Source organism: Lentisphaera marina (assembly GCF_028745505.1).
GTDB classification, from domain to species: domain Bacteria; phylum Verrucomicrobiota; class Lentisphaeria; order Lentisphaerales; family Lentisphaeraceae; genus Lentisphaera; species Lentisphaera marina.
This window is the reverse complement of the sequence record NZ_JAQZZL010000002.1, coordinates 1,759,285-1,785,928: the sequence shown is the minus strand read 5'-3', so window position 1 is coordinate 1,785,928 and position 26,644 is coordinate 1,759,285. Positions and strand designations below refer to the sequence as shown.

General features: G+C 41.8%; 23 protein-coding genes. 11 read left to right on the top strand and 12 right to left on the bottom strand.

The features are described from left to right. Positions 1-389: 389 nt before the first annotated feature. The 4 genes from PQO01_RS18205 to cysQ all read right to left on the bottom strand — a co-directional run bounded on the left by PQO01_RS18205 (position 390) and on the right by cysQ (position 4,846). Positions 390-1,847 (bottom strand): glycosyltransferase family 4 protein, encoded by a 1,458-nt coding sequence (locus tag PQO01_RS18205; RefSeq protein WP_274315618.1) that lies wholly within the window; start codon positions 1,845-1,847, stop codon positions 390-392. Positions 1,848-1,995: 148 nt separating this feature from the next. Then, the gene (locus PQO01_RS18200; RefSeq protein WP_274315617.1) at positions 1,996-2,373 is read right to left on the bottom strand and encodes a four helix bundle protein; all 378 of its coding nucleotides are present in this window, start codon (positions 2,371-2,373) and stop codon (positions 1,996-1,998) included. A gap of 42 nt (positions 2,374-2,415) precedes the next feature. Further along, positions 2,416-3,999 (bottom strand): adenylyl-sulfate kinase, encoded by a 1,584-nt coding sequence (gene cysC / locus PQO01_RS18195; protein WP_274315616.1) that lies wholly within the window; start codon positions 3,997-3,999, stop codon positions 2,416-2,418. A 103-nt stretch (positions 4,000-4,102) separates the two neighbouring features. Further along, on the bottom strand, positions 4,103-4,846 hold the full coding sequence (gene cysQ / locus PQO01_RS18190; protein ID WP_274315614.1) for a 3'(2'),5'-bisphosphate nucleotidase CysQ: 744 nt from the start codon (positions 4,844-4,846) through the stop codon (positions 4,103-4,105). Between the two features lie 704 nt (positions 4,847-5,550). Here cysQ and PQO01_RS18185 point away from each other — a divergent pair. Together PQO01_RS18185 and PQO01_RS18180 are read left to right on the top strand one after the other, a co-directional pair. Continuing rightward, positions 5,551-6,432 carry a universal stress protein gene (locus PQO01_RS18185; RefSeq protein WP_274315613.1) on the top strand — a complete coding sequence of 294 codons (882 nt, stop codon included), beginning with the start codon at positions 5,551-5,553 and terminating at the stop codon, positions 6,430-6,432. Between the two features lie 49 nt (positions 6,433-6,481). Continuing rightward, positions 6,482-6,844, top strand: a complete 363-nt coding sequence (locus PQO01_RS18180; RefSeq protein WP_420792938.1) for a four helix bundle protein — start codon at positions 6,482-6,484, stop codon at positions 6,842-6,844. 24 nt (positions 6,845-6,868) lie between these two features. Here PQO01_RS18180 and PQO01_RS18175 read toward each other — a convergent pair whose 3' ends face one another. The 8 genes from PQO01_RS18175 to PQO01_RS18140 form a co-directional block, all read right to left on the bottom strand. After that, a complete protein-coding gene (locus PQO01_RS18175) occupies positions 6,869-7,807 on the bottom strand; it encodes a hypothetical protein (protein WP_274315611.1) in 939 nt (312 codons plus the stop codon). Then, positions 7,807-8,310 (bottom strand): hypothetical protein, encoded by a 504-nt coding sequence (locus PQO01_RS18170; protein WP_274315609.1) that lies wholly within the window; start codon positions 8,308-8,310, stop codon positions 7,807-7,809. The genes PQO01_RS18175 and PQO01_RS18170 overlap by 1 nt, the downstream gene beginning before the upstream one ends. A 6-nt stretch (positions 8,311-8,316) precedes the next feature. Then, complete coding sequence (locus PQO01_RS18165) at positions 8,317-10,986, bottom strand: hypothetical protein (protein WP_274315608.1); 2,670 nt, start codon at positions 10,984-10,986, stop codon at positions 8,317-8,319. After that, positions 10,986-11,714 (bottom strand): PulJ/GspJ family protein, encoded by a 729-nt coding sequence (locus PQO01_RS18160; RefSeq protein ID WP_274315607.1) that lies wholly within the window; start codon positions 11,712-11,714, stop codon positions 10,986-10,988. The genes PQO01_RS18165 and PQO01_RS18160 overlap by 1 nt, the downstream gene beginning before the upstream one ends. Further along, positions 11,711-12,427, bottom strand: coding sequence for a hypothetical protein (locus PQO01_RS18155; protein ID WP_274315606.1), 717 nt, complete (start codon positions 12,425-12,427; stop codon positions 11,711-11,713). The genes PQO01_RS18160 and PQO01_RS18155 overlap by 4 nt, the downstream gene beginning before the upstream one ends. An 8-nt stretch (positions 12,428-12,435) precedes the next feature. Then, entirely contained in the window at positions 12,436-12,975 is a 540-nt protein-coding gene (locus PQO01_RS18150; protein ID WP_274315605.1) for a GspH/FimT family pseudopilin, read from the bottom strand. Between the two features lie 544 nt (positions 12,976-13,519). Next, a complete protein-coding gene (locus PQO01_RS18145; protein ID WP_274315603.1) occupies positions 13,520-15,700 on the bottom strand; it encodes a serine/threonine protein kinase in 2,181 nt (726 codons plus the stop codon). Further along, complete coding sequence (locus PQO01_RS18140) at positions 15,697-16,281, bottom strand: RNA polymerase sigma factor (protein ID WP_274315602.1); 585 nt, start codon at positions 16,279-16,281, stop codon at positions 15,697-15,699. Before PQO01_RS18140 ends, PQO01_RS18145 begins: the two co-directional genes overlap by 4 nt. Positions 16,282-16,765: 484 nt before the next feature. Here PQO01_RS18140 and PQO01_RS18135 point away from each other — a divergent pair, with 484 nt between their 5' ends. The 9 genes from PQO01_RS18135 (at position 16,766) to PQO01_RS18095 (ending at position 26,579) form a co-directional block, all read left to right on the top strand. Beyond that, the gene (locus tag PQO01_RS18135; protein WP_274315601.1) at positions 16,766-17,305 is read left to right on the top strand and encodes a sigma-70 family RNA polymerase sigma factor; all 540 of its coding nucleotides are present in this window, start codon (positions 16,766-16,768) and stop codon (positions 17,303-17,305) included. Position 17,306: 1 nt separating this feature from the next. Continuing rightward, positions 17,307-18,824, top strand: coding sequence for a LamG-like jellyroll fold domain-containing protein (locus PQO01_RS18130; protein WP_274315600.1), 1,518 nt, complete (start codon positions 17,307-17,309; stop codon positions 18,822-18,824). Positions 18,825-19,176: 352 nt separating this feature from the next. Then, on the top strand, positions 19,177-19,329 hold the full coding sequence (locus PQO01_RS18125) for a hypothetical protein (protein WP_274315599.1): 153 nt from the start codon (positions 19,177-19,179) through the stop codon (positions 19,327-19,329). Between the two features lie 78 nt (positions 19,330-19,407). Beyond that, positions 19,408-19,560: a hypothetical protein gene (locus PQO01_RS18120; protein ID WP_274315597.1), complete on the top strand. Its 153-nt coding sequence runs from the start codon at positions 19,408-19,410 to the stop codon at positions 19,558-19,560. Positions 19,561-19,638: 78 nt separating this feature from the next. Then, on the top strand, positions 19,639-19,785 hold the full coding sequence (locus PQO01_RS18115; RefSeq protein WP_274315596.1) for a hypothetical protein: 147 nt from the start codon (positions 19,639-19,641) through the stop codon (positions 19,783-19,785). Positions 19,786-20,174: 389 nt separating this feature from the next. Beyond that, positions 20,175-21,590 (top strand): arylsulfatase, encoded by a 1,416-nt coding sequence (locus PQO01_RS18110; protein ID WP_274315595.1) that lies wholly within the window; start codon positions 20,175-20,177, stop codon positions 21,588-21,590. Positions 21,591-21,646: 56 nt separating this feature from the next. After that, positions 21,647-23,131, top strand: coding sequence for a sulfatase (locus PQO01_RS18105; protein ID WP_274315593.1), 1,485 nt, complete (start codon positions 21,647-21,649; stop codon positions 23,129-23,131). Positions 23,132-23,190: 59 nt separating this feature from the next. Continuing rightward, on the top strand, positions 23,191-25,053 hold the full coding sequence (locus PQO01_RS18100) for a sulfatase-like hydrolase/transferase (RefSeq protein ID WP_274315591.1): 1,863 nt from the start codon (positions 23,191-23,193) through the stop codon (positions 25,051-25,053). Further along, positions 25,050-26,579 carry a sulfatase family protein gene (locus PQO01_RS18095; RefSeq protein ID WP_274315589.1) on the top strand — a complete coding sequence of 510 codons (1,530 nt, stop codon included), beginning with the start codon at positions 25,050-25,052 and terminating at the stop codon, positions 26,577-26,579. Before PQO01_RS18100 ends, PQO01_RS18095 begins: the two co-directional genes overlap by 4 nt. The last annotated feature ends 65 nt before the right edge of the window (positions 26,580-26,644 follow it).

Below are 26,644 nucleotides of genomic sequence, written 5' to 3'. Positions count from 1 at the left end.
CTGTTTTATCAGTTGGATCTGTGGTGTAATTTTGGTTCACGCAAAGTCGCAAAGTCGCGGAGGGTGGTTTAAGAAAGTTGTCAGTTGTCAGCCAGCAGAAGTCAGTTTTTTCAGTGTCTTTCATGGTTTTAGTTATTATGTTAAATGATTTTCTTCAAGAGCTTTGCTTCGTTGCCAGACAAGGTGTTGTCACTCTCTCAGAAACAGTGTTGCCCTACCAAGTTCGGTACGAGAGTTCTCCAGGAACTGCTTCCCCTATCGGAACTTTAGATCGCTCTCCAGGCAAGTTGTTGCTATCTAAGCCGAAGGTTCTCCCTAAAGGACCTGCAACCTGTAATCTTAGGAACTTGTTCTGTCAACGCAGCTCGGAACGAGCGTTAACTCAGTCTTTAGCCCTGCTCTTTCTCAATTCTTTCAAAATGAATCGCAATGGCTTCGCGCAGGGTGTTGAGCTGCATGAAAATGTCGCGAACGGGGGTGCCTTGCGAAACTTTCCAGACTTCGATTTTACCGTACACTATGTGGTCTTTGAAGACTTTGAGGAAGAGTGACCACTTATCAATGATCTCATTAGTGATGGGTCCCGTTTCCCAATTATCTTTTTTCCAAATGAGTTGTTTGTCTTGATCTTCGAATTCAAAAATCGTTTTATCCAATTGCATGGCTTCGAAAACGGGGATGGCGTATTCCCAGATTTCTTCATGAGAAATGGCTTTTTCGAATTGGTGCAGGGCTTTTTCGAGCTCAACTTGAGCTAAGGAGGAGCGTTTGTTTTCGAAGCGGTCTTCTTTGATGCGCTTGATGATTTGCTCGGTGTTGATGATGCCATAACGCTTGGCGTAGAGGAAGGCAACAAATAAGATGATCGAGAGGAAAATCATCGCAGTACCATCGCGCTTGAGGATCAGTAAGTAGGATACCGAAGAGAAAACGATACAAATCGCATAGAGGATGAGGACAACCGACTTGGTACTTAAACCAGAACTCAATAAAACGTGATGGATGTGTTTGCGATCAGCTGAAGAAATGGGGACGCGGCGTGACCAGCGGCGTAAAAAGGCAACAATCGTATCGAAGACAGGGAGGCCAATGGCAATGAAGGGGATTGCAAGGGTGAGAGCAGTCTCTGCCTTGGTACTAGAAATGAGTGAGATGGTGGCAATATAATAGCCTAGGAGCATGGAGCCCGCATCACCTAGGAAAATGGAGGCGGGATTAAAATTGAAGACGAGAAAAGCTAAAAGAGTGGCTGAAACAATGAGGTTGAGAATTAGTAGAGTGGTATTGCCGGAATTAGCTGAATTCACGGTGAGGGTGATGATGGCAAAGAGACTGACTCCACCCGCGAGGCCGTCGAGACCATCGAGTAAGTTGATGACATTCATACAGCCCATGAACCAAAAGAGGGTCATGGGGTAGGAAATCATGGTAAAGTCAACGGTGCCGATATAAGGGATAGAGACTTTGTTGATGGCGAAGCCCATTATGTACAGCAGGCTGGCGACAAAGGCTTGCATGAGGGCTTTGTGGCGCGGTTTAATATCGTGCAGGTCATCGTAGCCACCAGTGAGTAGGATAATAATGGCACCAACTAATAAAGCCCACATTTGCGGATCAATCACTTCGCTTTTTATAAGGTCTTTTTGAAAAAAGAGAACAAATAAAAAACTCAGTAGGGAGCTGATGAAAATCGAGTAGCCACCAACTAAGGGGATGGGCTTTTTATGGACTTTGCGATAGTTGTCGGGCTGATCAACGATTTTCCACTTGTGGCCGAAATAGCGGCAGATCAAGGTGATGATCAGTGATCCGAGGAAAGTAAAAAGTGTGAGATATAGATAGGGCATATGAGTCCGAAGGACGAATTATTGTTGATTCGAGTATTTGGTTAATTGGTGGGTATATATGCAGTAGGTACTATTGCATATATAGAAGAAGAATTATTGATGATTCGAGTATTTACTTAATTGATGTCTTTAAATATCCAAATGAGTCTTATTTGTTGTGTCGAGACAGTTGAGCTTTTCTAAGATTATTCAGTTGATTTGTAATATGGGTGAGTTGATTGCGTAGTTCTGAGAGTTGAGTTGTGGTGATGTAGTTTAAATCAGAGGCAATGATGAGTTGATTTAAAACTTCCATTGCGGATGAATAGGTTATCGATGTGAAATGAGCTTGGTCTTTAGAGCTATGTCGACTTGAGCCTTCAGCAATGTTAGAGCAGATACTTATCGAAGCTCGGCGTATTTGGTTTGTAAGTCCATAAGTTTCATCTTTAGGGAAATTTTTGGTTACTTCATATATGTTTTTGTTCAAGGATCTAGCATTTTGCAAAACATCCAGTTTTTCAAAATAAGAAATATGCGCATTCATTTTTAATCACCAAATCACCGAATCACCAAATCACCGAATTACCTAAATAACCCCATCTTCTTTAAGCCTTTTGATGACTTCGTCCACGAGTTGTTTAACTGGGTAAGTATCGGATTTGAGTCTGAGCTCTGGATCTAGAGGGGCTTCGTAGGGTGAGTCGATGCCCGTGAAACCATTAATTTGTCCAGCGAGTGCTTTTTTGTAAAGCCCCTTGGGGTCGCGTTGTTTACAGACTTCGATATCGCAGTCAATAAAAGTTTCGTAGAAACGGCCATCAGCTAAGATGGAACGCACGAAGTCGCGGTCTTTCTGGTAGGGGGAGATGAAGGAGCAGATAGTGATATTGCCATTTTCCATGAAAAGCTTAGCGAGCTCACCAATGCGACGGATATTTTCCGAACGATCATCGGCAGTGAAGCCCAGGTCAGAGCAGAGGCCATGGCGCACATTATCGCCATCGAGGCAATTGACATGTTTGCCCATTTCGTGAAGTCGAGCAAGTACGGCTTTGGCGACAGTTGATTTTCCCGATCCAGAGAGGCCAGTAAACCAAAGGACACAGCCTTTGTGTTGGTTACGATTTTCGTAATCTTCTCGGCTTAAGTTAAATTCTTCATATTTAATATTGCTCGATTTAATCCCCTGTGCACCAGCAGTACGACTCTCACCTTTGATTGTGCCAAGAGCTAAGACAGTTTTTGTGACTGGATCGAGTAGTTCAATGAAGCCAGTGGCACGATTGCTGCGAAAGGAATCAAAAAATAAATTTTGAGAAGTCGTGAGTTTAACTTTTGCAAAGTCACAATTTTCTAAAGTCTTGCGCTCATTGCGGTGTAGCGTGTCGATATTGATCGTGTAATAAACTTTTTCGATAAAGGCATTGAGTTCTTTGCCGTTGTGACGCGCAATTATGCGGTGATTGCCCTCAGCCCACGATTGCTCACTCAGCCAAGTAATGGTGATATCAAGCTCATTGCCTGCACGTGGTAGGTTATTGGGTCTAGCGAGAATGTCGCCTGGGCCAATATGGAGCTCATCCTCTAATTCAAGTGTGAGTGAGTCCCCAGCTTTAGCGACTTTTTTGTCAGTATTAATGAATTTTTTTATACGCGTTGTCTTTTCAGTGGGTAGGATGATTAATTCTTCATTCAAACGCATGGAACCAGAGAGGACTCGCCCAGAGATAGTCGAATTAGCTTGTTGATCAACGACAAAACGTAAATCGATGAAGTTGCTAGCGGCTTTTATGTGAAGTTGTTCTAAGAGCCTCTGAAGTTTGTCTTGCCGAGGGTCATCACTAATGAAATGACTTTCATGGAAGCTCAATTTTGAGGAGTTTTCTTTGAAGTCGTTTTGATGATTTTGTATTTGATCACTGGAGAGTGAGTCATTGCAGAGGAAAATGATGTGGCTCACTCGGCATAAGCTGAGGGCTAAGATGGCGTTTTTCATCGGCGCAGAATTAAAGCCATCTTCGTCGAGTTCAAGAATCGCTAAGTTAGCGCTTTTTGCATGTGTGATGATTTGTTCTAAATCATCAAGTGAAAAATCAAAGAAATTATACTTGCCTTTATTTTGTACCTTAGCGAGTAGTGATGAAGTTGATATGACTAGGCAGTTATTCATGAAAGATAATTTGTTAGTTTAGTGTTTTGACGCTGAGAAGCGTAGATCTTAGGGCGTTGCTAAGTGATCACTCAGTCTGTGTGTGAACTCAGAAGCTTCGTACTTACTTAACTAAAAACCAGGGGTTGAGTAAGTTTTCTTTGTTGTAGAGTAGGTTTTGACGAGTTTCAAAGTTGAGGACTTCTTTGCCAGCTTTTAGGGCAACGGCGTGGGCTGCGGCAGTATCCCATTCCATAGTCGGAGCAAGTCGGGGGTACTGATCAGCTTTGCCTTCCGCGACATAGCAGAGTTTAAGTGAACTACCAACTGAAGTGAGCTCAATGGATTCGGTTCCCTTTTTTAAGTAATCAACATAATCTTGAGTCTCTTGGGACATGTGAGAACGGCTCGCCACAATCGTAAGTGATTTCTCTGGAGTCTCGTTAGTGCTAAGCGGGAGTTTGTCGCCATTTTTGTAGGCTCCAGTTTCATCGGCCCAGTACATATCGTCAATAGCAGGGGCATAGACAACACCTGCAATAGGTACGCCATTTTCTACGAGGGCAATATTAACGGTGAACTCACCATTTTTTTTGATGAATTCTTTGGTGCCATCAATGGGATCGACGACCCACATCTGCGTCCATGATTTTCTTTCTGAGTAATCAATAGTTTTGTTTTCTTCAGATAGGATAGGGATCTGTGGTGTAAGTTTTTTTAGTTCTCGACAAATAATTTCGTTTGCGGCTTTGTCGGCCTCAGTAAGAGGAGACTTGTCGTCTTTTGAGTAAACTTCAAAATCGGTGGCATAGATCTCCATGATCTTTTTGCCAGCATCTTTGGCGATTTGGATGAGTTCTTTAGTCATAAGTAGAGGGGCAATTTTTAATTGTGAATGTTGAATTTTTAATTGAGGGTCAAAAGCAGAGGAAGAGCAATTTTTAATTGTGAATGTTGAATTTTTAATTGAGGGTCAAAAGCAGAGGAAGAGCAATTTTTAATTGTGAATGTTGAATTTTTAATTGAGTGTCAAAAGCAGAGGAAGAGAAATTTTTAATTGTGAATGTTGAATTTTTAATTGAGTGTCAAAAGATTTTAACCACGAATTATTCTAGAAGAAAGATCGTTTGCAAGCGCACTGTCAGAAGAGAGATCGTTCGCTGTGCTCACTGTTAGATAGGAGTTGAATCTGTTTTATCGGTTGAATCTGTGGTCTAATAATATTTTCTCTACATCTTAATTAAATTTAAATTAAGCATTGAAAATCAATAATTCTTTTGCGAAGCAAAAGCTAGACAGGCTCCGCATGAAAAGTGCTTTGCACACAATTCACAAATATTTAGTTAAGCTTAGATTATAGCTTCATTTATTGAGCTAGGAAATGGACGAATATTAAGAAAAGATGAATATTTGAGTCATATTACCTTAGGAATGTTGCTTTAACTCTGCTGGGGAGGCAGGATTTTTTATCGTCTTAGAATGTAATTCATTGATAATTAATCATTTAGCTTTAAGGGGTTTTTGTATTTAGATTTTCCATGTAATAAATTGAGGTAAATGAGGAGCATATAAATGAAAAATATTGAAACAATTATAGTTGGCGTCACATCTAAGAAACAATTTAGTTTAGCGGTGCGAGAAGCACAAAAACTCAGTGAACTCTTTGGGGCGCTCATTTACCCAGTGCACATCATTGAACCCTTGAGTGTCAAGTTATTCCACCCCAAATCGACGGATGAGGTTTTGGATAAAGTGATGATCAAATTGAGTGATGAGATTCAGCGTCTTTATCCCGATCACGGCAATCATAAAATAGAAGCACCACTCATAAGTGTGGGCAATACCGCAAAAGAACTTGCGGATATCGCAAAAAAAATCGGCAATTCCCTCATCGTTATCGGACGTCATAGTTCAGGTCTTAAGCATATGTTGAGTAAGAGTCATGCCGAGCGACTAGTGAAGTATGCCGAAGGCCCTGTGTGGATTCACCCCGATAAAGCCTTTACGGGCATTCCTAAAAAAATTCTCTGTCCAGTAGATTTTACTACTGCATGTCAGAAAGCTGCGGCAGAAGCCTTGTCTTTCGCTGAACAGACTGGCGCCGATCTAGAGTTTGTGCACGTGCTTCCCGAGGTGATCAATTATTCTGATTTTGATGGTTATTTGAGCACGAATAATGGCATTAGCGAAATTACTGATGATGTCTTTCGCAAAGAAGCAGAACTACAATTCAGCAGCCTCTATAATTTACTCAATATAGATGTGGGACGTCACCCTCATCATGTGCGCTTTGGCGATCCCTCCGCTCAGATCAATGATTTTGCGGCAGAGATTAAGGCGGACCTCTTAGTGGTGAGCTCCTCTTCTAATCACAAACTCGAGAAGTTGATTACGGGTAGCACAGTGCGCCATATCATTCACGATGCCAAAATTGATGTGCTTGTTGTTAAATGACGCGTAGCGCAATTTTGAATTGTAAATTCTTAATTTTTAATTTTTAATGATGAAAGAGAAGAATGAAATACTTGATAAATCATTTAGCTTCGCAGTTAGGGTCGTAAGGCTTAGTAGTTTTCTAAAGAAAGATAAACAGGAGTTTATACTCTCTAAACAGTTGCTTCGTTCTGGTACGTCCATCGGGGCTAATGTCAATGAGGCACAAGCAGCGCAATCTACGGCGGATTTTATTGCCAAGCTTTCAATTGCAAGTAAAGAAGCAAGAGAATCAAAGTATTGGATCGATTTACTGATCGAAACTCGCTATCTCGATAAAGATGATGTGTATGTAAAAAGTTTGTTGAAAGAAATAACAGAACTTATAAAGCTTCTCACATCTATCATAAAAACACTTCAATCTAAGAAGTGAAATTCAAAATTCAAAATTCAAAATTCAAAATTCAAAATTGCGAAGAATTCGCTTAAGTTCCTGATGAATGCGGGGGGATTTTGCCGGGAGGCCACACATGACCTGGGCGAAGTTGTCGGAAATTGTTTCTTCGGGGTGAATGATGTAGTGGGTGTTATTGCCAATTTGTTTGAAGAGCGAGGGAGCAATAGCTTCGACGGGGATGATGCCGCCAATAGTTTTCTTTGTTTTTAGGTCAATTTTGACAAAGCCGAGTTGCATGTGACGAAAGACGACGTGATCATCGACTTCTTTAAGGGACTTTATCTTGAGGTAGAGAAAGGGGATGGCGGGAAATTCTTGGCCGTCTTTCTTGCTTAGCTTTATGTAATGCTCATAGGTGGGGGCGTCGGGATTAGTAATGCGGATTTTTTTGAGCTCAGGAGATTCAATGATGGGGCCACAATAATGGTAGCCAATGATCTTATAAAGGGGATCTCTGAGTTTTGGATTGTAGCGGCTGAGGATGTGAAAGAGTTCATGAGCCAATAATTCTCTCATATCGGCTAGATTTTTCTTGAGGCTAAAATTGGGAAAGACAATAAAATTTTTGCGGGTGTAGGGGGCACCTTCTTCATTGCCATTAGTCTTCAGGTAATAAATTTTCTTGGGAAAGTTGAGTTTATAAGCTTTGAAAGTTTCGGCGAGTTCTTGTGAGGCACGATTGAGCAGGGCGATTTCTTCGGGAGTGAAATTGAGCACGGAGTTTTGCGCCCTACGCAAATAATCACTAACGCACTGAGGTTTTTGGCTATTGAGGCGTTGGGCACGTTCAAGTTCTTGTTGGAGCTTTACATAATCATCAGTCTGGCCAATGAGTGCTTTCGCCTTTGCGTCCTGCGCAAAATCAAAAAGACAGCTTGAAGTCAAGCTGCCTTGCGACCATGCATCCAAGCATAGTAAAAAACATAATAACCTAAGCATTACTGAGTAGAAGCCGTCCGTTTTTTAGTGGGCCTTTCAGTTCGTTTCTTTTTGCCTTTTTCATACCTAGAAAAGTCTTCAATAAAACGTGGGAACGGTTTGTTCGCTAATTCTTTATATTTTCTTTCTGCAGCTAACTTGAGTTTTAGATTTTTTTGGTATGATGCAAAATTTTCTTGTGTATAGGCCTCGATGGCCTTTATGTGGAGACTTGGATATAGGACAAGGATTTTATATGCTTTTTGTTGCTGTTCAAAACTCTGTAGTTCTTTGTATCTTGTTTTATATGTTTTGCTATTTTTATTTAATTTAGCTAGTCCAGTTTTGTAACGATCGATATCTTTTTGTAAGTCTGCGATTTCTTTTTTTGCAGGTTCAGCATATTTTTTATTGTAATATTTAAGAGCTTTTAATTCGCTAATATGTTGTTCGGAATATTTAAGTTTTGTATTGCTTTGTGCTAAAGTGCCGAGGGACAAGAAAAAGATTATTAAGTATTTCATAGAATTTTACCTGAGAATTCTTACACGATAGCGGTCATCGCTGGGGTCGTGCGGTGTTGCAGTTGAGTCAGAGCTGTCCTTTGAGTCGTCAATAAGTTCTCTGACTAAATATTGTTGCGTGCACGGAATAGATGTATTACGTACGCCGTCATCTGCAGATGAGGATGTGGAGTCGACAGCTAATGAAGCAATGTAGTAATTGCGATTGACACTTACAAATCGACGAGTGTTACCAATTAAAACTTCTGCTTCACGGTCATTTAATGTTGTTGTAAGCTTAAAGGGGACTCCATAGCTAGGTGGGTTGTTTTTTAAATTTTTAAACCATAAAGGGTCAAAATAACCTATGACAGGAAAATCATCTCCTGCCCCATGATAAGGTAGGTCGATACGGTTTGAATTTATACCGGGAAAATTTGAAATTAACGAATTGATTAATCCATCACCTATAACTGTCCCAGAAGAGCCTACATAGTCTGTATTTGTGCTGGGGTGGTCAGCAGATATACCTGAGAATAGAGCTTTTAGTACCGCAGGATGATTGGTGTTTGGGTTAATTCGTCCTCTGTTTGGAGTCGTTTCCTCTAAACTGCCAGCAATTTCGCTTGCTAAGCCTAGTGAAACGTAATCCAATATAGATCTGTCACCACCGTTGCTTAAGCTTTCAAATGTTTTAGTTGAGTTATAGAGTAAATCTCCATTGCCGTTAGTGTAATTACCTATTTTTTCAGGACTTTCAGTTTTATACTCTATGAGGTTGAGTGTTTGATGTTTATCACCACGATGAATATATCCTAATTCATGAAGATTCTTTATGGGAGCATTTCTGATATAGTTTGTAGAAGCTGAGAGGGGATCAGTAGTGACACTCGGTTCATTATCTTTGTTGCTTGAGGCAAGTCGGTTAACAGCATATTCTGCGTTGAGTTGTCCGACGGTAAAGGGCGTTCCATAAGCCCCACCCGAAAATACTCCGCCAGTAGATTGTCTTACCCAGTTGTTGGAATTTAAATTATCTTTTGGTTCACCGCATTCTACACTTATTGAAAAGGGAGTGCCATTTGAAGCGATAATCTCACTATCGCCGTTTGCGGAGCTCCAGGACTTGTTGATCTCCGCATAATCGTACAAACTGGTTCCTCCAGCATCAGTGAAAATGACTGATTTGATAGTTATTTCGACAGTGGCCGTACTTCCTCCTATGTCTTGGAATGAAGCGCCTGACTTATTTACTGTTTGTGTAGTATTTGCACTAATGTAATTAGGGGTTGCAGATGCAGGTAGGGTCAAATCAAATGTTTGATCTGATGAGTTCTCTATTACAGTGCTATCGCTATCGTTTACAATATTGATGTCATAAGTGATTCTAAATCTTCCTCCAATATTAGATCCATACAAATCTATGAGCTCTCCGTACCACTTAATTTTGTAGTCTTTAAAATCGAGTGTATCTCCTTCCCCATCGACATCATCCCATGTACATGTGACTTCAGCTATAACTTCATTGATGTATGGGACTTTTTCATTTCCAACATAAGTGGGTGGATTGGTTCCAGGGTAGTCACTAGAGGCTGTGTTGTCACCATCTATATAATCGATTATGTTAGCAGCTATTTGTAAACGTTGAGTTTCAGGTACGCTAGATGTTGCGTCGGAAAGGAATATGATAGGTTTACTTCCAGAGTTGCCTACGATAACTTCGGGAGTTATTGTGTTGTCAGTAAAAATTTCACTTAAATCAAATAAGGTGATGGGTGACTCTGTTGAATGCATAGTAAGTGACTTGTCTGTTTGTTCGAGAACATCAGATTCATTCAGCATCTCCATTGTATAATCACTTCCTAGGGGGAAGAAGCTGAAGTAGGCACTGTCATCAAATGTGGCAGAGTCTGCATCCCGGAGAGCTTTTTGAAAGGTCGGTAAAGCACTAGTTGCATTTGTACTGATGGCAGCTTGAGCACTTCCGTTGGTTATAAAGTTTGATACACTGATTTCAGATATGTTTTGGCCAATAGCTCGTTGTGCAGTTAGGGACGCTCCAGTAGTATCAGTGTCAACAGTAGCGGGGTCAAGTCGGCCGGACATGCCCATCAGTGCCCATGTAGAGATTGCATAAACTTCATTGTTTTCATCTTGGTGTTCTTGCCAGCCTAAGTAAGCTGAAGCATCGTTTGGCGAAGTAAAGTTGTCTGGGTCTATGTATGAAGTAGCATCAATATTGTCATTGGGTTCATCGTAGATCGAAAATAGTATTTCATCGTCTTTTAACTGATGAAGAGAATCGGATGTTTCGATGCCCCAAATAGCGTAGTGTATGTCTGTTGTAGTATCTGGTTTTTGTATTGGGTTGTCACTGCCGTTGTTTATTACAGAGGCGCCATAAAATCTAGAAGGGGCACCTTCAGGGAGCGAGCCTGTATAATAATCTGCAGACGAACCTGAATACTCACCTTCAACATCAAAACCACCTTTTAAAGCTAAACGAATTTGATAAAGCAAAACATCTTCAATATCTTTGTTGACTTTAAAGTCTTTTTGGTACTCAGCTGCTCTACGGATATTAGACATATAAGCAGAAAAACCCATGCCTAAAACGAGGAATACGGCAAGCATCATGAGGGAGAACATGATGGCAATACCAGAATCTTTATCTTTGATTTTGAGTAGTTTTTTCATTAGTCATTATACCCCATTAAGAATTGTTGAGTTATAGTGCGTCGATTTTTATCTTCTAAACCAGTAATGCCTATAACATCTTTGTCGTTTAAGACAGCTTGAATGGTTAATGCATCGGGTTTAGTTGTCAGACCGCTACCAGATGATGTGACATTACTGTAGCGAAGATTGCTAAAGTCAGAATTCACTGTAAGGACTGAAGCGGTGAAATTTTTGAAATTTCCAGATTCGTAAAAAACTAGGTCAAAGGCTTCGACTCCTTCTAAGATTAGGCCGCCATTGCTGCTCGTTTCTATGTTGCTGAAGTTACTTATTTTATCGGAACCGTCCAGAGTGATAGCTCCGTAGGCAGTCACAAAGTTACTAACGCTTTCAACATAACGGTAGATTTCTTTAGTAGCGTAATCATATACATAGCTGACGAGTATAGGGGTGGTGGAATCAACGCTGGTGTTTTCGTCATAGCCTTCACTTATAAAACGGAGGTAAGTTTTTCCTGAACGATCTGTATGGTATTCAAGTGGACTGTCTGTTCCGTTTACTGAGATGTTTTTTAAGTCTTGCTGTAAAAGAGAGGAGATAATACTCGCCTCATAAAGTTTGGTGGCACGGTTGTTTTCACGGCCTAACAGATCGGTAGAAATACTAAAAAAATTCATCAGTAGGAGCATCATGAAAGCAAAGATACCCATGGCCACGAGGAGTTCAATGAGAGTGTACTTTTTCATGGTTTTTTACTCACGATTTTTGTGGTTTTATAAAAGTTGCCCATGGCAATTCTACGCTGGTACTCCATTTGCGGTGGCCATGATACTTCGACGGTAAAGATGATGTCATCATCTCCTGCTTCGGGTTCCAGCGCAGCAACAACCGTGCCAGATGTGGTCTCCAGTTCTACTTCGCCGTACCAAACTCGGATGCCATATTCGGCTTCGGTAACACCATCTGCAGCTAGGCCTTTGTAGTAGCCACCAAAAAGATCCGGATAGTTGGCTGATCCTGTCCCATATAGAGTGAATTGCTTAAGAAAAGGGTCGTTAGATATATTATTGTGAATGCCATCAAAGTTTGTAGAGCTAGAAACTGTCGCAAGATCAATCTCTTTGACAGTAGTGACAGTAGTGTTAATCCGTAAGGCACCTTTTGAAGAGTTTTCAGGAGTGTTAGGCAGGTCTTTATGGATTGTGTTGTACTGTATATCAACATCAGCAGTGTCCCAATAGCTATCCCAGTTTGTCCCGCTTTCATCACCATTGAGTAAATGAGTTAATATTGTGCCAAAGCCATCTGCAACAATAGGTGCATAGGTAGAATGTTCAGTATCTTCTGAATTCTGTAAGCCTGCAGGTAGTAGACCTACAAGTGTGAACATTGCAATAGTTAAAATGCCGAGGGCTATGATCACTTCGACCATAGTGAATTTATTTGATTTAGTCATCATGCGATTCCTCAAAATGATACCATACCAGTAAATTTATTTATGTAGAGTCTTAGTTTATTTTCTTCATCACCACGTTTCTGTATGTCTACGAACCATTTTGTATCATTTCCGAATTGGTTAGCTGATGCGACATCAGTATTGGTTACGTTACCGTAATTGTTGACGCCGCCATTAGGGTGGAAGCTGATATATAATTCACTATTGTTACTCGCAGTTATATTTGCGCCTTTGTTTAAGTATGTGACAGTTGATCCCGGAACGGTACCTGTATTGTCTGCAGTGGTTAATGTATTGTCAGTGAAGATTTTAATCGGTTCGATTTGTGCAAATTTACCTTCTTGTTGGGTGATGTGAACGAGGGTGTATTTTCTTTTGGCGAGTGCATAGGAACGTGCTTTGTTGATGGCGCCAGAAAGTTCACGGGCGGCTGAATTGACGGGATTGGGTTTCATGGCAACGCCTACGATTGCAATGAGCATTGACATGATGGCAATAACGGCGAGTAACTCGACGAGTGAAAAATTCTTTTTAAGACTTGGTGTGGACATAGAGATCCTCAATTAATATTCGATCAGAACTATCTAAAATATACGATTGAAGCGATGAGCAGGCAAGTTCATCGAGACTTTGTCTTCTGCTTAGTGAGGCGAGAAAGAGTGAAAATAATGCGATCTAAAAAGTAAAATGGTCATTTGAAAAATAATTAAGGGGGTGTTGTTCGCTGCGCTCAAATGAATAATTTTGAATTCTTAATTTTAAATTAATAGAGAGTAAAGCAATGAGATCGTGTCGGCACTACGCTCAAATGAATAATTTTGAATTCTTAATTTTAAATTAATAGAGAGTAAAGCAATGAGATCGTGTCGGTGCTTCGCTCAAATGAATAATTCTTAATTTTAAATTAATAGAGACTAAAGTAATGAAATCGTATGAGTGCTGGGATCAAATGAATAATGTTAATGACATCATGAGTTGTACGTATGGATTGCTAACTCTGCTTGAGGGTGGTTTAGCTTTTGTCAAAATTCAAAATTCAAAATTCAAAATTCAAAATTCAAAATTCAAAATTCAAAATTCAAAATTCAAAATTTGTTATTTGATATAAGTAACTTTGATATGCGAGGGGATTTTTTGTAGGGATTGGGTGGGGAACTGATCGTAGTTGATGATGAGTTCTTGCAGGTGGGGCATTTCTTGGATTGCTTTTAGGTTGGTGACTAGGGTGTTGGATATATTGAGTTTTTTAATTTTCAGTTCTTGTTGTTGATTGAGGCTAAAGAAGTCACTTTGACTGAGGTCGAGAGATTGCAGTTGCAGGTAATCAAAGTAGGAAATAAAGGAAGAAGCGGAGCCGGTGCGAGGATCAGTGATTTTGTCGCCCGTCGTGAGGAGCCTTTCTCCACTCACTCTGAGGTGCTTAGCCGTGGGATCGAATTCAAATTTGGCATTAGTCCAATTGCGGTTTTTGAATTTTAGTAGGGCGTGAACAAAGCGGCTATGATCGACGACATCTTTACGCATGGCGCCGTCATAAGCGAGCATTTTGACAGCGAGGGCACCAAAGTGACCATAGGGGACTTTGGAACAACGCTCGAAAAATTCTTCAATAAAATCGGGGTGAATCAAGTCATCTTTACGGGGTAGGTCGAGGCACAGCTGTGCCATAGCTCTTATTTGCTCAAAGCTATCTTGGCAGTCTAAGGAGCCCTGGAAGTCTTGTTTAATAAATAAGATATAGGCTTTTTGTTTGAGGAAAATTTCTGGAATCGCTTCTTTTTGGTCGCTCTCGGTGCGATTAATCGTTTTGAGGGCAAAATCGAGGGCAAATTCAGGGCTATGATAGACGTCGACATCCGTAAGTTTGTATATGTGAGTCATGAATTTTTTAGCGGCATCACGCAATAAATCGTTACGGGAGTTCTTTTCGGCTTCGTATAAGCGAAGAACCCTTTCGGCTTTTTCTTTTTGAATTTCAAAAAGTTGCATGGCTTCTGTGCTGCGCTTATTGGCGCGCTCAGTTAAGGCAAGTGCTTCTTGACTGCGGGTACTTTCGCGCTCGGCAATGGCTTGGGCCTCACGACTTTTTTGACTGGCACGTTCGGCGAGCTCTCGTGCTTGTAGTTCGCTATAAATACTTTTGTTTAGGTTTGTGATGAAAAGGCTAGTGGCGATTATGGCAAAAAAGATGAAGCAGAAAGCTAGAGTGCATGGAGCCTTGTGGCGTTTGATAAAAAGCGTGAATTCCTTTGCGAGACCCGCATTTTCGGCTTTGGTGGAGAATCCTTTGAGGTATTGGTCGATTTCTTGACGGATTTCATGAACTGATTGATAGCGATCTTGGGGATTGAGTGCAAGGGCTTTTTGGCTGACGGCAATGAGGCTGTGAGGAATTTTTTCTTGGAAACTATTTACATTGAGTGAGTCGATATAGCCTTGACGGGTACGTTCAATCATTTCCTCTTTTGAGCCATCGATGGGGGGCTTGTGAGCAAGAATCGAGTAAAGAATTGCGCCTAAGGAATAGATGTCGCAAAGTGGACTTTTGTTGCCATCGGGCTTGGTTTGCTCAGGAGCCATGAAGCCAAGAGTGCCTTTGATCTGCCCTGTGAGGGTGATGTCATTGAGGAAATCGGGATTGAGCATGAGGTCTTCGTAATTGTTAAAGACTGTATTGCCAATGACTTTTCCGAGGCCCCAATCGCAAACAAGAACTTCGCCATAGGCGCCAATTTGAATGTTGCCTGGCTTGAGGTCGAGGTGGATGACTGACTTTGAATGAGCATAAGCGACTGCATCGCAGATTTTGGTGAAGATATTGAGCAAATCGTGGAGGCTAAATTTTTCGATATATTGGCTTTGGCGATTTTGTAGTGATTTAAGGATGGTTTTTAAGCTATCACCGACCTTGAGTTCCATGGTGAAGTAGGGCTCATCCTGAGCATTGATGCCGATGTCGTGAACTGAGATGATGTTGGGGTGTTCCAGTAAAGACGTGAGTCGAGCTTCGAGGAGAAAATTTTCGTAGATCTCCACAGGGATTTCATCGCGTAAGCGTGCCAGGGCGACGTGGCGGCCCGTTTTTTTATCGAAGACTTTAAAAATGTTTTTCATGCCCCCAGAAGCAATCAGAGTGTAATCGCTATAGCGTTTTTCATCTTCACGTAAGCTATCGAAGAAGGGATTGTCTTTTAAGACTTCGCTTTCTTCTTCAAAACTCTCCTCAAATAGAGCGTGGAGAAGTTCGTCTTCATCTTGTGTGGAGTCGGAGCTCATTGTTCGAGTTCGGTGCGCAGGCGTTTGATCTCGCGAACAAGGTATTTTTTGACGCGATTTTTGAGTGTGTAGGCAGATTCTGGAGTGATCTTAAGTTCGTTGCAGATTTGATCAATCGTGTTTCCTTTAAGCGAGAGTTTAAAAACATCCATGGCTTTGCCCGTGAAACGTTGGCTAATATTTTCGAGGGCGAGGCGCGAGATATGTAATTCCCATTCCTTTTGAACCATTTGATCGAGTTCCGCTTGATTGGGCTCGACTTGGGGTTCGAGTTCTTGGCGGATTTTGTTCTGTTTTTGCTCTTTTTTAATTTGATTGAGTACGGTGTTGCGCACGAGCACCGAGAGCCAAGTACGGAATTTTGCGCGCTCGGCATCGACTTCAAAGCGGGGCAGGCTGCGCCAGATTTCTAATAAAACCGCTTGGAGGAAGTCTTCTGAGAGGCTGGTGCTGGGATTGATCTTGTAGATGACGACTTTGAGGAAATTCTTGTAATAAGAAACAAATTCCTCCCAAGCAACTTGATCGTCGGGGTTTTTTGCTCTCATTAATAAAGTTTGTCGAGTATGCCAATTGTCCATATTTCTTCCAGTTCTTATCGCCAGTGGCTATAAATGACCATAAAGCGCAGTGAGTGCAAGTGAGGAGGGGGATAATTTTTAATTTTAATTGGACGCGCTACGCGCTGAGAATACGGCCTGCGGCCTAAGTTAAAGCGCTACGCGCTGAGTGTGTAAGTTTTAAGGGGTGAGGATTTTTTAAGAAAATTTAGGATTTATGTGAAAGGTTCTCAGTTTTGTGGTTAATAGTATGTGGAGATAGGAAGAGATAATTGTTAATGATGAATTTTTAATTTTAAATGAAACACAGGAAAATACGGAAGTTGGAGGTTGGAAGTTGGAAGTTGGAGGTAATGAGGTGATTTGGTGAATCGGTGAATCGGTGAATCGGGGAATTTAAGTTGGAGGTTGGAGGTTGGAAGAACTAAAAACTAAAAACTAAAAACTAAAAATTAAAAATTAAAAATTAAAAATTAAAAATTAAAAATTAAAAACCCCAAGAATTATGAATCAATCCTTTAGAGATGAACTCCTACGTGAAGTTTTTCGTCAACATAATACTTTGACGGCTTACGCCTATAGTATCTTGCGCGATTGGGATTTGGCGCAAGATGCGGTGCAAGAAGCGATGATTACCGTGAATCACAAGGCGGATGAATTCGATCAATCGAAATCGGTTTTTCCTTGGGTCAAAGGCATCGTACGTTTCAAATGCCTCAATATCATTCGCTCGCGCAAGAAGGAGTCCTTTTTTGAGGATGAAGACCTCTTGCAATTAGTTGAGCAAAGACTCAGTCAATGCATTGATGAAAATTTTGTGCGTCGCCGTGAAAGACAGAGTCGTGCGCTGAAGCATTGCTTAACGAAATTAAATGAGAGCTCATTTGATTTGTTGATGGCGTCTTATCGCGATAAGGAGAGTTCAGATTCATTAGCGCAGCGTTTTAATCGCAGTGTCAATGCGATTTATATTACTTTGACGCGGATTCGTCAGCAGTTGCGAAAATGCACACGCTCCTATGAGCACTTGCCGGAAGGGGATTGAAATGGAGATTGAAAAATTAGCCGAGCTCTATTTACGCAATGAACTCAATGATGAGCAGAGAGTTGAACTCAAAGAAATTTTAAAAAATGACGATGAGCAGAGTCGTGTCTTTGCGGAATACCTTTACGAAACGGGTCAGCTCTTGAATGCGGCCGAGCAGTTATCGGAAATACGTCCACAACTTCAGGCTCTAGAAGCTGAGGTGGATAAGTCTAATAAAAATTGGTTTCGACCTTTCTTAGCCATGGCGGCTTTATTTGTTGCGGTCTTCGCAATTTGGTCTATCAAGAATCAGCCAATCAAAAATGAGCCAATTGCGGAAGTGCAAGATCTTCAGTTTTTGGCACGAGTGAACTCTTCTGAATTAGGTAAGTTTGAATCGGGACAGTGGTTGCAAAAAGGTAAGTACTTTTTTGATGAAAAATTGGCACTGACTTTGGATTCGGGTGTGGAGCTCAATGTTGAAGCGGCGAGTGAGATTGATTTAATCGGCAGCAATAAAGTGCGACTACACAAGGGGCAAGTACAAGCTTATGTGCCCCAAGTGGCAGTGGGCTTTGTTTTACAAGTTCCCGGTGGTAAAGTTGTCGATTTGGGGACGGAGTTTTTAGTTTCTGTGAATCAAAATGGCTTGGCAGATGTAGAAGTTAAGGCGGGAGAGGTTGAGTTGCGTTCGTCGCAAAGTGATCAAGAAATGATTAAGTTACGAGAGAATCAAAGTGCAGCCTTAACGATGGCGGGTTCAATTGTCAATGGCGAGAGTTCATTAGCCTCCTTAGATACTTTGCCGAATTTACTTGAACAACGAGAGCTCAATTATGTTCATTGGCCTTTTGATCGTGCGGAATTGGGATGGACGCCGAGTACGGCAGGGGGTGATTATCACGACCGTTTCAGAGCCGAACTCAAAGACAAAAAAGGTGGAGAAGGACCGCAGTTCACGGAAGGTGCCTTTGGCTATGCTTTAGGATTTGATGGGAAGAATGATTGGGCTGAGACTGATTTTATGGGAGTGTCTGGTTCGCGCCCAAGAACCGTATCGTTTTGGGTGAAAATCCCAAAGGATGCTAAGCAAGGGGATAATTACTCCTTTGTCTCTTGGGGCAATAGCCGAGAGAAGGGTGAGAAATGGCAGATTGGCTGGAATGCCTTAGCCAAAGATGGCGTTCTTGGGGCAATTAGAACAGAGTTTAAAGAGGGTTGTGTCGTTGGTGAGACTGATTTAAGAGATGGGCGATGGCATCATATTGTGAGCCTTTTTATCGGAGGTGATAATGCGGATGTGGCGACACATGTGCGCCATTATGTCGATGGTCGACTGGAAGCCATTAGTGGTGTGAGAAGAGAAAGAGTTTCTACAAATATTGATTCGATTAACTCTAAGCCAGTGACTTTTGGACGTAAAATGGATGGGCCAAAATATTTTTTAAAGGCGAAAATGGATGAGCTCTACATCATTGATGCGGCCGTGACACCAAGGCAGGTGCGCCGTTTGATGGAGAGGAATAGCCTTTACTAAGGAGTGTGGTTTTACCCTCTAATTTTGAATGTTTAATTTTTGATTTTAAATGGGATCCGAAAGATTAGAACTCATCAGGGTTCACATGTGAATCAACTAGAATGAAGCATGCACCGTGAGGTGTATATACCATGTTCGTAGCAATCAGACAGGGCCCAATTTGGGGTCCGACACACTATGCCGGATTCACATCCGCGAATCCTCCATTCATTTTATTATCACCTACGTGTGGCTCACGCCACACGCTATTGTCTATCGGTGCGCTGCACCTGAATAATAAAGAAATATCTATATTGTCAGGGCCCACCTGTGAGTCCGCTAGAATGTAGCCTGCCCCGTGAGGGGCATGGAAATGGGTTCGGAATTAAGCCAGGGCCCAAACTTGGGTCCGACACACTATGCCGACTCACATCCGCGAGGTATTGCCATACGGGCGGATAAAAACTGTTTCCCCGTACGTGTGGCTCACGCCACACGCTATTGTCTATCGGTGCGCTGCACCTGAAAAATAAAAAAATATCTATATTTCAGGGCTCACCTGTGAGTCCGCTAGAATGTAGCCTGCCCCGTTAGGGGCATGGACATGGGTTCGGAATTAAGTCAGGGCCCAAACTTGGGTTCGACACACTATGCCGACTCACATCCGCGAGGTATTGCCATACGGGCGGATAAAAACTGTTTCCCCGTACGTGTGGCTCACGCCACACGCTATTGTCTATCGGTGCGCTGCACCTGAAAAATAAAAAAATATCTATATTTCAGGGCTCACCTGTGAGTCCGCTAGAATGTAGCCTGCCCCGTTAGGGGCATGGACATGGGTTCGGAATTAAGTCAGGGCCCAAACTTGGGTTCGACACACTATGCCGACTCACATCCGCGAGGTATTGCCATACGGGCGGATAAAAACTGTTTCCCCGTACGTGTGGCTCACGTCACACGTTTGCAAGAAAAGGTTGTTTGAGGTGTAAGGCACCGATACAAGGCATTGATTGTGTCGGACTTACAGCCCTCTGTTTCATAAGGTATGACAACATGCACCTCACGGTGCACGCTACAATTTATCGGGCCTTCAGCCCTTATATGATCGGTGTTTATATTTTTCACATAGTCTCTAAAACTATAGGCTACATTATTCACCGTGCTTTCAGCACTATGTGTCTTTCCATATATTTGCGTAAAGCGCAAAAGCTATACCGAGAGCACATTAGCCATGGTCTAAATTATGCTCAGTGCCTTTAGCACAATCAAATTAGAGCAGTTGGATAATCATAATATTTTTTTGGTTTTCTATGAAAGGATTGAGTTGGGCGGGTTAATAAGTTTTGATGAATTAAATAAAAGGAATTAACGATGAAGTTATTTTTAGTCTTATTTGTGGCGCTGAGTAGTTTTGCTTTAGCTAAAGAAAAACCCAATGTGATTTATATTCTCTGTGATGATTTGGGCTATGCCGAAGTCGGTTACAATGGGCAAGAAAAGATTCAAACACCCGAGCTCGATCAGCTCGCCTCGAAAGGGATGCGTTTTACGAATCATTACTGTGGGAACGCGGTTTGTGCACCATCTAGAGCATCGCTCATGACGGGTAAGCATCCAGGGCACGCCTTTATTCGCGCTAATAGCCCAGGCTACCCTGATGGACAAACGCCAATCCCAGCTGATTCTGAGACCCTAGGGAAATTGATGAAGCGTGCGGGTTACGCAACGGCTTGTATTGGGAAATGGGGTCTCGGAAGTTTTCACGATTCAGGCAATCCCAATAAGCAGGGCTTTGATCATTTTTACGGTTACACGGATCAACGTTTAGCGCATAATTATTACCCAGAATACCTTTGGCGCAATGCGCAAAAAGAAATGCTCAATAATAAGAATGGTGAAGAAAATGATTATAGCCATGACTTGATGACCGTGGATGCACTACGCTTCATCGAAGAAAAAAAGGATCAGCCCTTTTTTCTTTATCTTGCTTATCTTATCCCCCATGTAAAATATCAAGTTCCCGACTTGGCTCAATACAAAGATAAAGATTGGCCCAAAGAGATGAAGATCCACGCGGCAATGACTTCGCGTATGGATCGTGATATTGGTACGATATCTCGTCGTTTAGAAGAATTAGGGCTAGCTGAGAATACGCTGATTATTTTTAATAGTGATAATGGCGCGCATGGTAAATCTAACTCAGAGAAGTTTTTTAATACTTCGGGGGAATTGCGTGGAGTTAAAAGAAGTATGTATGATGGCGGTGTCCGCTCGCCAATGATTGCTTATTGGCCTGGGACAATCAAAGCGGGAAGTGTGAATGATCATATTTCAGCTTTTTGGGATATGATGCCAACACTTTCAGAATTAACGGGAGAAGCCTTTAAGGGAGAAACCGACGGAATTTCTATGTTGCCAACATTATTAGGTAATGATAATGAACAGAAAGAGCATAAATATTTATACTGGGAACTCTATGAGAGTAATAAGCCCAATTGTGCGATCCGTTTTGGTAAATGGAAAGGGGTTGTACTTGATAGACGTAAAGGTCTCAATATTGAATTGTATGACTTGTCGGGGGACGTAGCGGAGTCAAAGAATGTAGCCTCGCAATACCCAGAAGTAGTGGATCAGATTCGCAAAATGATGCTAGAGGCTCATGTGAAAAGCCCTTATTGGGACAAGGATAACAAGCCACTCTACAATGCCAAAGCAGCCTGCGCAGATACGGGTGTTGAATACGTGCCCAAACAGAAATCTAAAAATAAAAAAACAAAGAAAAAATAAACTCGTGTTAAGATGATGATTTTTGTACAGAGTAAATTAAAAAACACAGGAAAATAATGTTTAATATTTTATATAAATTTTTGATACTTGGCCTTGTTGCCTTATCTGCTTTGGCTTCGGATAAGCCGCACATTATCCTTATCAATATCGACGATCTGGGTTGGACTGACCTCAGTTATCAGGGAAGTGAATATTACGAGAGTCCAAATATTGATGCCCTTGCCAAGAGCGGTATGATTTTTGATCAAGGTTATGCAGCGGCAGCTAACTGCGCGCCGAGTCGTGCCTGTCTGATTAGCGGCGAGCAAAGTTCACGTACAGGAGTCTACACTGTGGGTAATCCTGCTCGTGGAGCTTCTAATCAGCGTAAATTAATCCCTAGTCCCAATACTGATTTCGTTGATGCTGAAAACTTCACTATTGCGGATGCTATGAATAGTGCAGGTTACCTCACTGCAACTCTTGGCAAGTATCATGTAGCCAAAGATCCACTAGTTCACGGTTGGGATATTAATGTTGGTGGCCGAGAATTTGGCGGGCCATATAAAGGCGGTTACCACAGTCCTTACGAGTATCCAAATTTGGTGGCTAAAGAAAAGGGTCGTTACCTATGTGATCATTTGACTGACGAGGCTATTGCTATTTTTAAAGAGCACGGGTCTAAGCAGCCAGTATTTATGTATTTCCCTTATTACACTATTCATGCGCCGATTGAGGGGCACCCCAAATTCGAAGCTAAGTATAAAGCAAAAGCAAAAACTGAGGGTCATTTTAACCCCAAATATGCCGCAATGATTGAGGCTTTAGATAAAAACATAGGGCGTTTGGTCGCGGCATTGGAAGAACAGGGGCTGCGTGAAAAGACTCTCATTATGTTCACTTCAGATAATGGAGGTCATATGAAGTTCAGTCGTCAGGAGCCACTTCGCGCTGGTAAAGGCAGTTATTATGAAGGTGGAATTCGAGTGCCTTTTTTTGCTTCCTGGCCTGGTGTCATTAAAGCTGGTAGCCGGAATGATACTCCCGTAACAGGCCTCGACTTCTATCCTACGGTTTGTGAACTCGCAGGAGTGGAACTTCCTGCGGATAAGATCATCGATGGGGACAGTTTCCTTCCTTTACTAAAAGGAGGTGACGATCAAAAGTTGAATGATCGAGCAATTTACTGGCACTTCCCAATCTACTTGCAGGCTTATCTCAAAGCTAACGAAAAACCAATGAGTCGTGACCCACTTTTTAGAACTCGTCCTGGATCGGTCATTCGCCACGGTAAATGGAAATTGCATCATTACTTTGAGGATGATGGCCTTGAACTTTATGATATCAATGGCGATCGCTCCGAAAAAACGGACTTGAGTAAAGAGTATCCTGAAGTTGTGAGTGAACTCCGTGCCAAACTTGATGCCTGGCGTCAAGATCTTGGAGCTTTTATTCCGACAGAACTAAATCCAGATTTTGGAAAGAAGGTGTCAGACTCAAAGTCCAAGAAGAGTAAAAAGAGTAAGAAGAAAAAATCTTCTGATAAAAAAGTAGCCATATAAAAGTCACCTGACTCGTGTGCGGGTGTTATTTGATTAAATGAAAGTAATGAAGAGTGTATATGCATAAATTAATTCTAATGTTTTTTGTCCTTATTGGGGCGCAAGCCTGGTGTTTAGAGAAGCCAAATATTTTGTGGTTGACAAGTGAGGATAATAACGTGACTCACATAGGCTGCTATGGCAATGAGATGGCGGTCACTCCCAATATTGATAAATTGGCAAAAGAAGGCTTTCGCTATACTCAATGTTACTCAAATACGGCCGTGTGTTCAGCGACGCGAACTTCTTGGATAACGGGAATGAATGCCGTCTCCATGGCGGGGCATAATCACCGTAGTAACGTAAAAGTTCCCGAGGATAAAGTTATCTTCTATCCTCAGCAGCTTCGCAAGGCGGGGTACTACGCCGTGAATACGGGTAAAACGGATTATAATACGCGTCAGGACCCACGTTTAAAAACCATGTGGAGTAGTTCTAAACTAAATTGGAATAAACTCAAAGAAAACCAGCCCTTTTTTCAAGTGATTAATCACGCCGATTCTCATGAGAGTCGTGCTATGGGAAAGGACTACACTTACCCACAAGATAAAGTGAAAATCCCTCCCTATCATCCCGATACGAAAGAAGTTCGTGCCAATTATGGTTACTACTACAAGAACGTCACAAAAATGGATGAGAACATTGGTCGGGCTTTAGCTCAACTCGAAAAAATGGGCTTGGCAGAAAATACTATTGTGATTTACAATTCGGATCACGGTGGCCCACTTCCTCGTGGCAAGCGCTACCTGTATAATTCTGGAACTCATTGCCCACTTGTTATTCGCATTCCAGAAAAATATAAACAACTTTGGCCAGCAGATAAGCCTGGCTCAACAGTTGATCGCCTCGTGAGTTTTATTGATATGCCTTCGACTTGGCTTTCATTAGCGGGCGCTACTATTCCTGCAAATTACCAAGGGGAAATTTTCTTAGGCAAGGATCAAACAAAAGAGCCTGAATACGTTTTCCATTTCCGAGGTCGCAATGACGGAAAAATTGAAAATGCCCGAGCCATACGTGACAAACAGTTTCTCTATGTGCGCAATTATATTCCCTACGTGGCTCGCGGGCAACATTTACCCTATCAGTGGAAAATCCCAATGCAGCGCGATTGGGAGAATGATTTTAAAAATGCTAAACTCAACGATAATCAGAGTCGTTATTTTAAACTGAAGCCCAAAGACGAGCTCTATGATGTGAGTAAAGATAGCTTTTGCTTAAATAATTTAGCACAGAGCCCTGAATATAAAGAAATTGTTGAGACCATGAAAAAGAAGCTCGATTCATATCAGCGTCAGTATACGGATGCGGGTTTAATTCCAGAGTCTGAGTTGAATCAACGAGCATTAGAGAATGGTGTGACTCCCTATGAAGTTATTCATAATAAGGAGCTCTATAATTTAGATGCTTACATGCAGGCGGCAGCTATCGCTCTCGAGCAAAAAGCCGAGTATTATTCTCAGCTCCAAGAATTCTTGAAGAGTGATGATAGTGGCGTGCGTCACTGGGCCGTGTGTGGTTTGTTTATGCTTAAAGATAAAGTCAATGTTTTGGCGGATGTAAACCCTTTACTCAATGATCCTAGTGAAACTGTACGTGCTATGGCAGCTTGGACAGTCATTGAAATCAATCAGTCAGATGAGGCCTATAAAGTCTTTGAGAATTTGCTTAAATCAGGAACTTATGCCGAGTTAGAGGCCTTAAATTATATTGATTGGATGGGGGGAAAGAATAATGCTCGCCTGATTCCCTTTGTGAAAAATTATAAGATTAAAGATAGTAAGCTGAAGCCCTTTTACGATTATTTAGTAAATGGGATGCCTGCTCTCGGCCCAAGTAAAAAAATCAAAAAACAAAAAAATAAGAAAGGCAAAAAAGCATGAATTTATTTCGATCTACAGGAGTTTTGCTCCTAGCGCTTTGCGCAAATTTAAGTGCTGCAGAAAAACCTAATATCGTTTTTATTTATGGCGATGACGTCGGTTATGGCGATGTCGGGGTTTATGGTTCTGAGAAAATCCCTACACCTAATATTGATAAACTTGCTCAGGGTGGGATTCAATTTACCGATGGTCACTGTTCAGCAGCGACTTGTTCGCCTTCGCGTTTTGCCATGCTCACGGGTGTCCATGCCTTCCGTCACGGCGTAAGTATTCTTCCTCCTAATGCGCCTCTCAGTATTCCAACTGATATTCCAACCCTTCCAAAAATGCTTCAAGAAAATGGTTATGAAACAGGTGTTGTCGGAAAATGGCATTTGGGTATTGGTGCAAAGGGAGTTGATACTGATTGGAATGGTGATGTGAAGCCAGGCCCTTTAGAGATAGGTTTTGGTCATTCCTTTCTTCTGCCATCTACAAATGATCGCGTCCCCTGTGTTTATTTAGATGGTCATCGCGTTTACAATTATGATCCCAATGATCCTATCTACGTGGGTAGAACTTTAGAATCCGTCAATAAACCTGGCTCAACTCAGTATGGCGATGCGAGAAAGAACCCTGAATTGATGACTTATTACCCAAGTACTCACGGACACAATCATTCGGTTATCAATGGCATTGGGCGTATTGGCTTTATGTCTGGCGGTAAGAAAGCTCTTTGGAATGACGAAACTATGGCAGATGTTTTTGTTGAAAAAGCGACTGAGTTCATTAAAGAAAAAGCTAAAGGGGATAAGCCTTTCTTCCTTTATTTCGCCTCACAAGATATTCACGTTCCACGTGCACCACACCCTCGTTTTCAGGGTGCGACCAAATTAGGTAAGCGCGGTGACGCGATGGTTCAATTTGATTGGTCGACTGGTGCCCTCATGAAAGCACTCGATGAAGCTGGTGTAGCAGATAATACAATTGTTTTCTTCTCCAGTGATAATGGCCCAGTCTATGACGACGGTTACAAAGATGGTTCAGTAACAAAAACTTCGACGAAAGAAACGGACCACGGTCACGATGGTTCTGGTATATATCGCGGTGGTAAATACCAAATCTATGAAGGCGGTACGCGCGTTCCCTTCATTATTCGCTGGCCCGCCAAAATTAAACCTGCGGTTTCCAATGCGATGGTGAATCAAGTTGACCTCTACACTTCACTTGCAGCGCTTGTTGGTCACGACTTACGTAAAGATGAAGCACTTGATAGTAGAGATACTTTGGCTGCTTTTCTTGGGAAAGATCCCAAGGGTTTAGACTACATGTTTGAAGAAGCTCGTAAGACAGATCATGCAGTGCGTAAAGGGAAATGGAAGTACATCTCTAAAGGTAATAAGAAAAAACCAAAACAAGAGCTTTATGATTTAGAAGCTGATCCAGGCGAACAGAAGAATGTGATTAAAGAATTCCCTGAAGTAGCCGACGATATGAAAAAGCTCTTAGAGCAAGTTCGTAAATCATCAGGACTACGTTTCGATTAAAAAACTTTCACCTTCTTTTCTAAAAGCCTTTGCGATTTCCGCAAAGGCTTTTTTCTTGGGTAGAC

Bases quoted from the DNA above. Each gene is read 5' to 3' on its own strand.
- PQO01_RS18165 (WP_274315608.1), bottom strand. From the start codon at position 10,986: ATGAAAAAACTACTCAAAATCAAAGATAAAGATTCTGGTATTGCCATC.
- PQO01_RS18155 (WP_274315606.1), bottom strand. From the start codon at position 12,427: ATGATGACTAAATCAAATAAATTCACTATGGTCGAAGTGATCATAGCC.
- PQO01_RS18180 (WP_420792938.1), top strand. From the start codon at position 6,482: ATGAAAGAGAAGAATGAAATACTTGATAAATCATTTAGCTTCGCAGTT.
- PQO01_RS18150 (WP_274315605.1), bottom strand. From the start codon at position 12,975: ATGTCCACACCAAGTCTTAAAAAGAATTTTTCACTCGTCGAGTTACTC.
- PQO01_RS18170 (WP_274315609.1), bottom strand. From the start codon at position 8,310: ATGAAATACTTAATAATCTTTTTCTTGTCCCTCGGCACTTTAGCACAA.
- PQO01_RS18115 (WP_274315596.1), top strand. From the start codon at position 19,639: ATGGGTTCGGAATTAAGTCAGGGCCCAAACTTGGGTTCGACACACTAT.
- PQO01_RS18160 (WP_274315607.1), bottom strand. From the start codon at position 11,714: ATGAAAAAGTACACTCTCATTGAACTCCTCGTGGCCATGGGTATCTTT.
- PQO01_RS18125 (WP_274315599.1), top strand. From the start codon at position 19,177: ATGGGTTCGGAATTAAGCCAGGGCCCAAACTTGGGTCCGACACACTAT.
- PQO01_RS18185 (WP_274315613.1), top strand. From the start codon at position 5,551: ATGAAAAATATTGAAACAATTATAGTTGGCGTCACATCTAAGAAACAA.
- PQO01_RS18145 (WP_274315603.1), bottom strand. From the start codon at position 15,700: ATGAGCTCCGACTCCACACAAGATGAAGACGAACTTCTCCACGCTCTA.
- PQO01_RS18130 (WP_274315600.1), top strand. From the start codon at position 17,307: ATGGAGATTGAAAAATTAGCCGAGCTCTATTTACGCAATGAACTCAAT.
- PQO01_RS18135 (WP_274315601.1), top strand. From the start codon at position 16,766: ATGAATCAATCCTTTAGAGATGAACTCCTACGTGAAGTTTTTCGTCAA.
- PQO01_RS18140 (WP_274315602.1), bottom strand. From the start codon at position 16,281: ATGGACAATTGGCATACTCGACAAACTTTATTAATGAGAGCAAAAAAC.
- PQO01_RS18095 (WP_274315589.1), top strand. From the start codon at position 25,050: ATGAATTTATTTCGATCTACAGGAGTTTTGCTCCTAGCGCTTTGCGCA.
- PQO01_RS18200 (WP_274315617.1), bottom strand. From the start codon at position 2,373: ATGAATGCGCATATTTCTTATTTTGAAAAACTGGATGTTTTGCAAAAT.
- PQO01_RS18110 (WP_274315595.1), top strand. From the start codon at position 20,175: ATGAAGTTATTTTTAGTCTTATTTGTGGCGCTGAGTAGTTTTGCTTTA.
- PQO01_RS18205 (WP_274315618.1), bottom strand. From the start codon at position 1,847: ATGCCCTATCTATATCTCACACTTTTTACTTTCCTCGGATCACTGATC.
- PQO01_RS18120 (WP_274315597.1), top strand. From the start codon at position 19,408: ATGGGTTCGGAATTAAGTCAGGGCCCAAACTTGGGTTCGACACACTAT.
- cysC (WP_274315616.1), bottom strand. From the start codon at position 3,999: ATGAATAACTGCCTAGTCATATCAACTTCATCACTACTCGCTAAGGTA.
- cysQ (WP_274315614.1), bottom strand. From the start codon at position 4,846: ATGACTAAAGAACTCATCCAAATCGCCAAAGATGCTGGCAAAAAGATC.
- PQO01_RS18100 (WP_274315591.1), top strand. From the start codon at position 23,191: ATGCATAAATTAATTCTAATGTTTTTTGTCCTTATTGGGGCGCAAGCC.
- PQO01_RS18105 (WP_274315593.1), top strand. From the start codon at position 21,647: ATGTTTAATATTTTATATAAATTTTTGATACTTGGCCTTGTTGCCTTA.
- PQO01_RS18175 (WP_274315611.1), bottom strand. From the start codon at position 7,807: ATGCTTAGGTTATTATGTTTTTTACTATGCTTGGATGCATGGTCGCAA.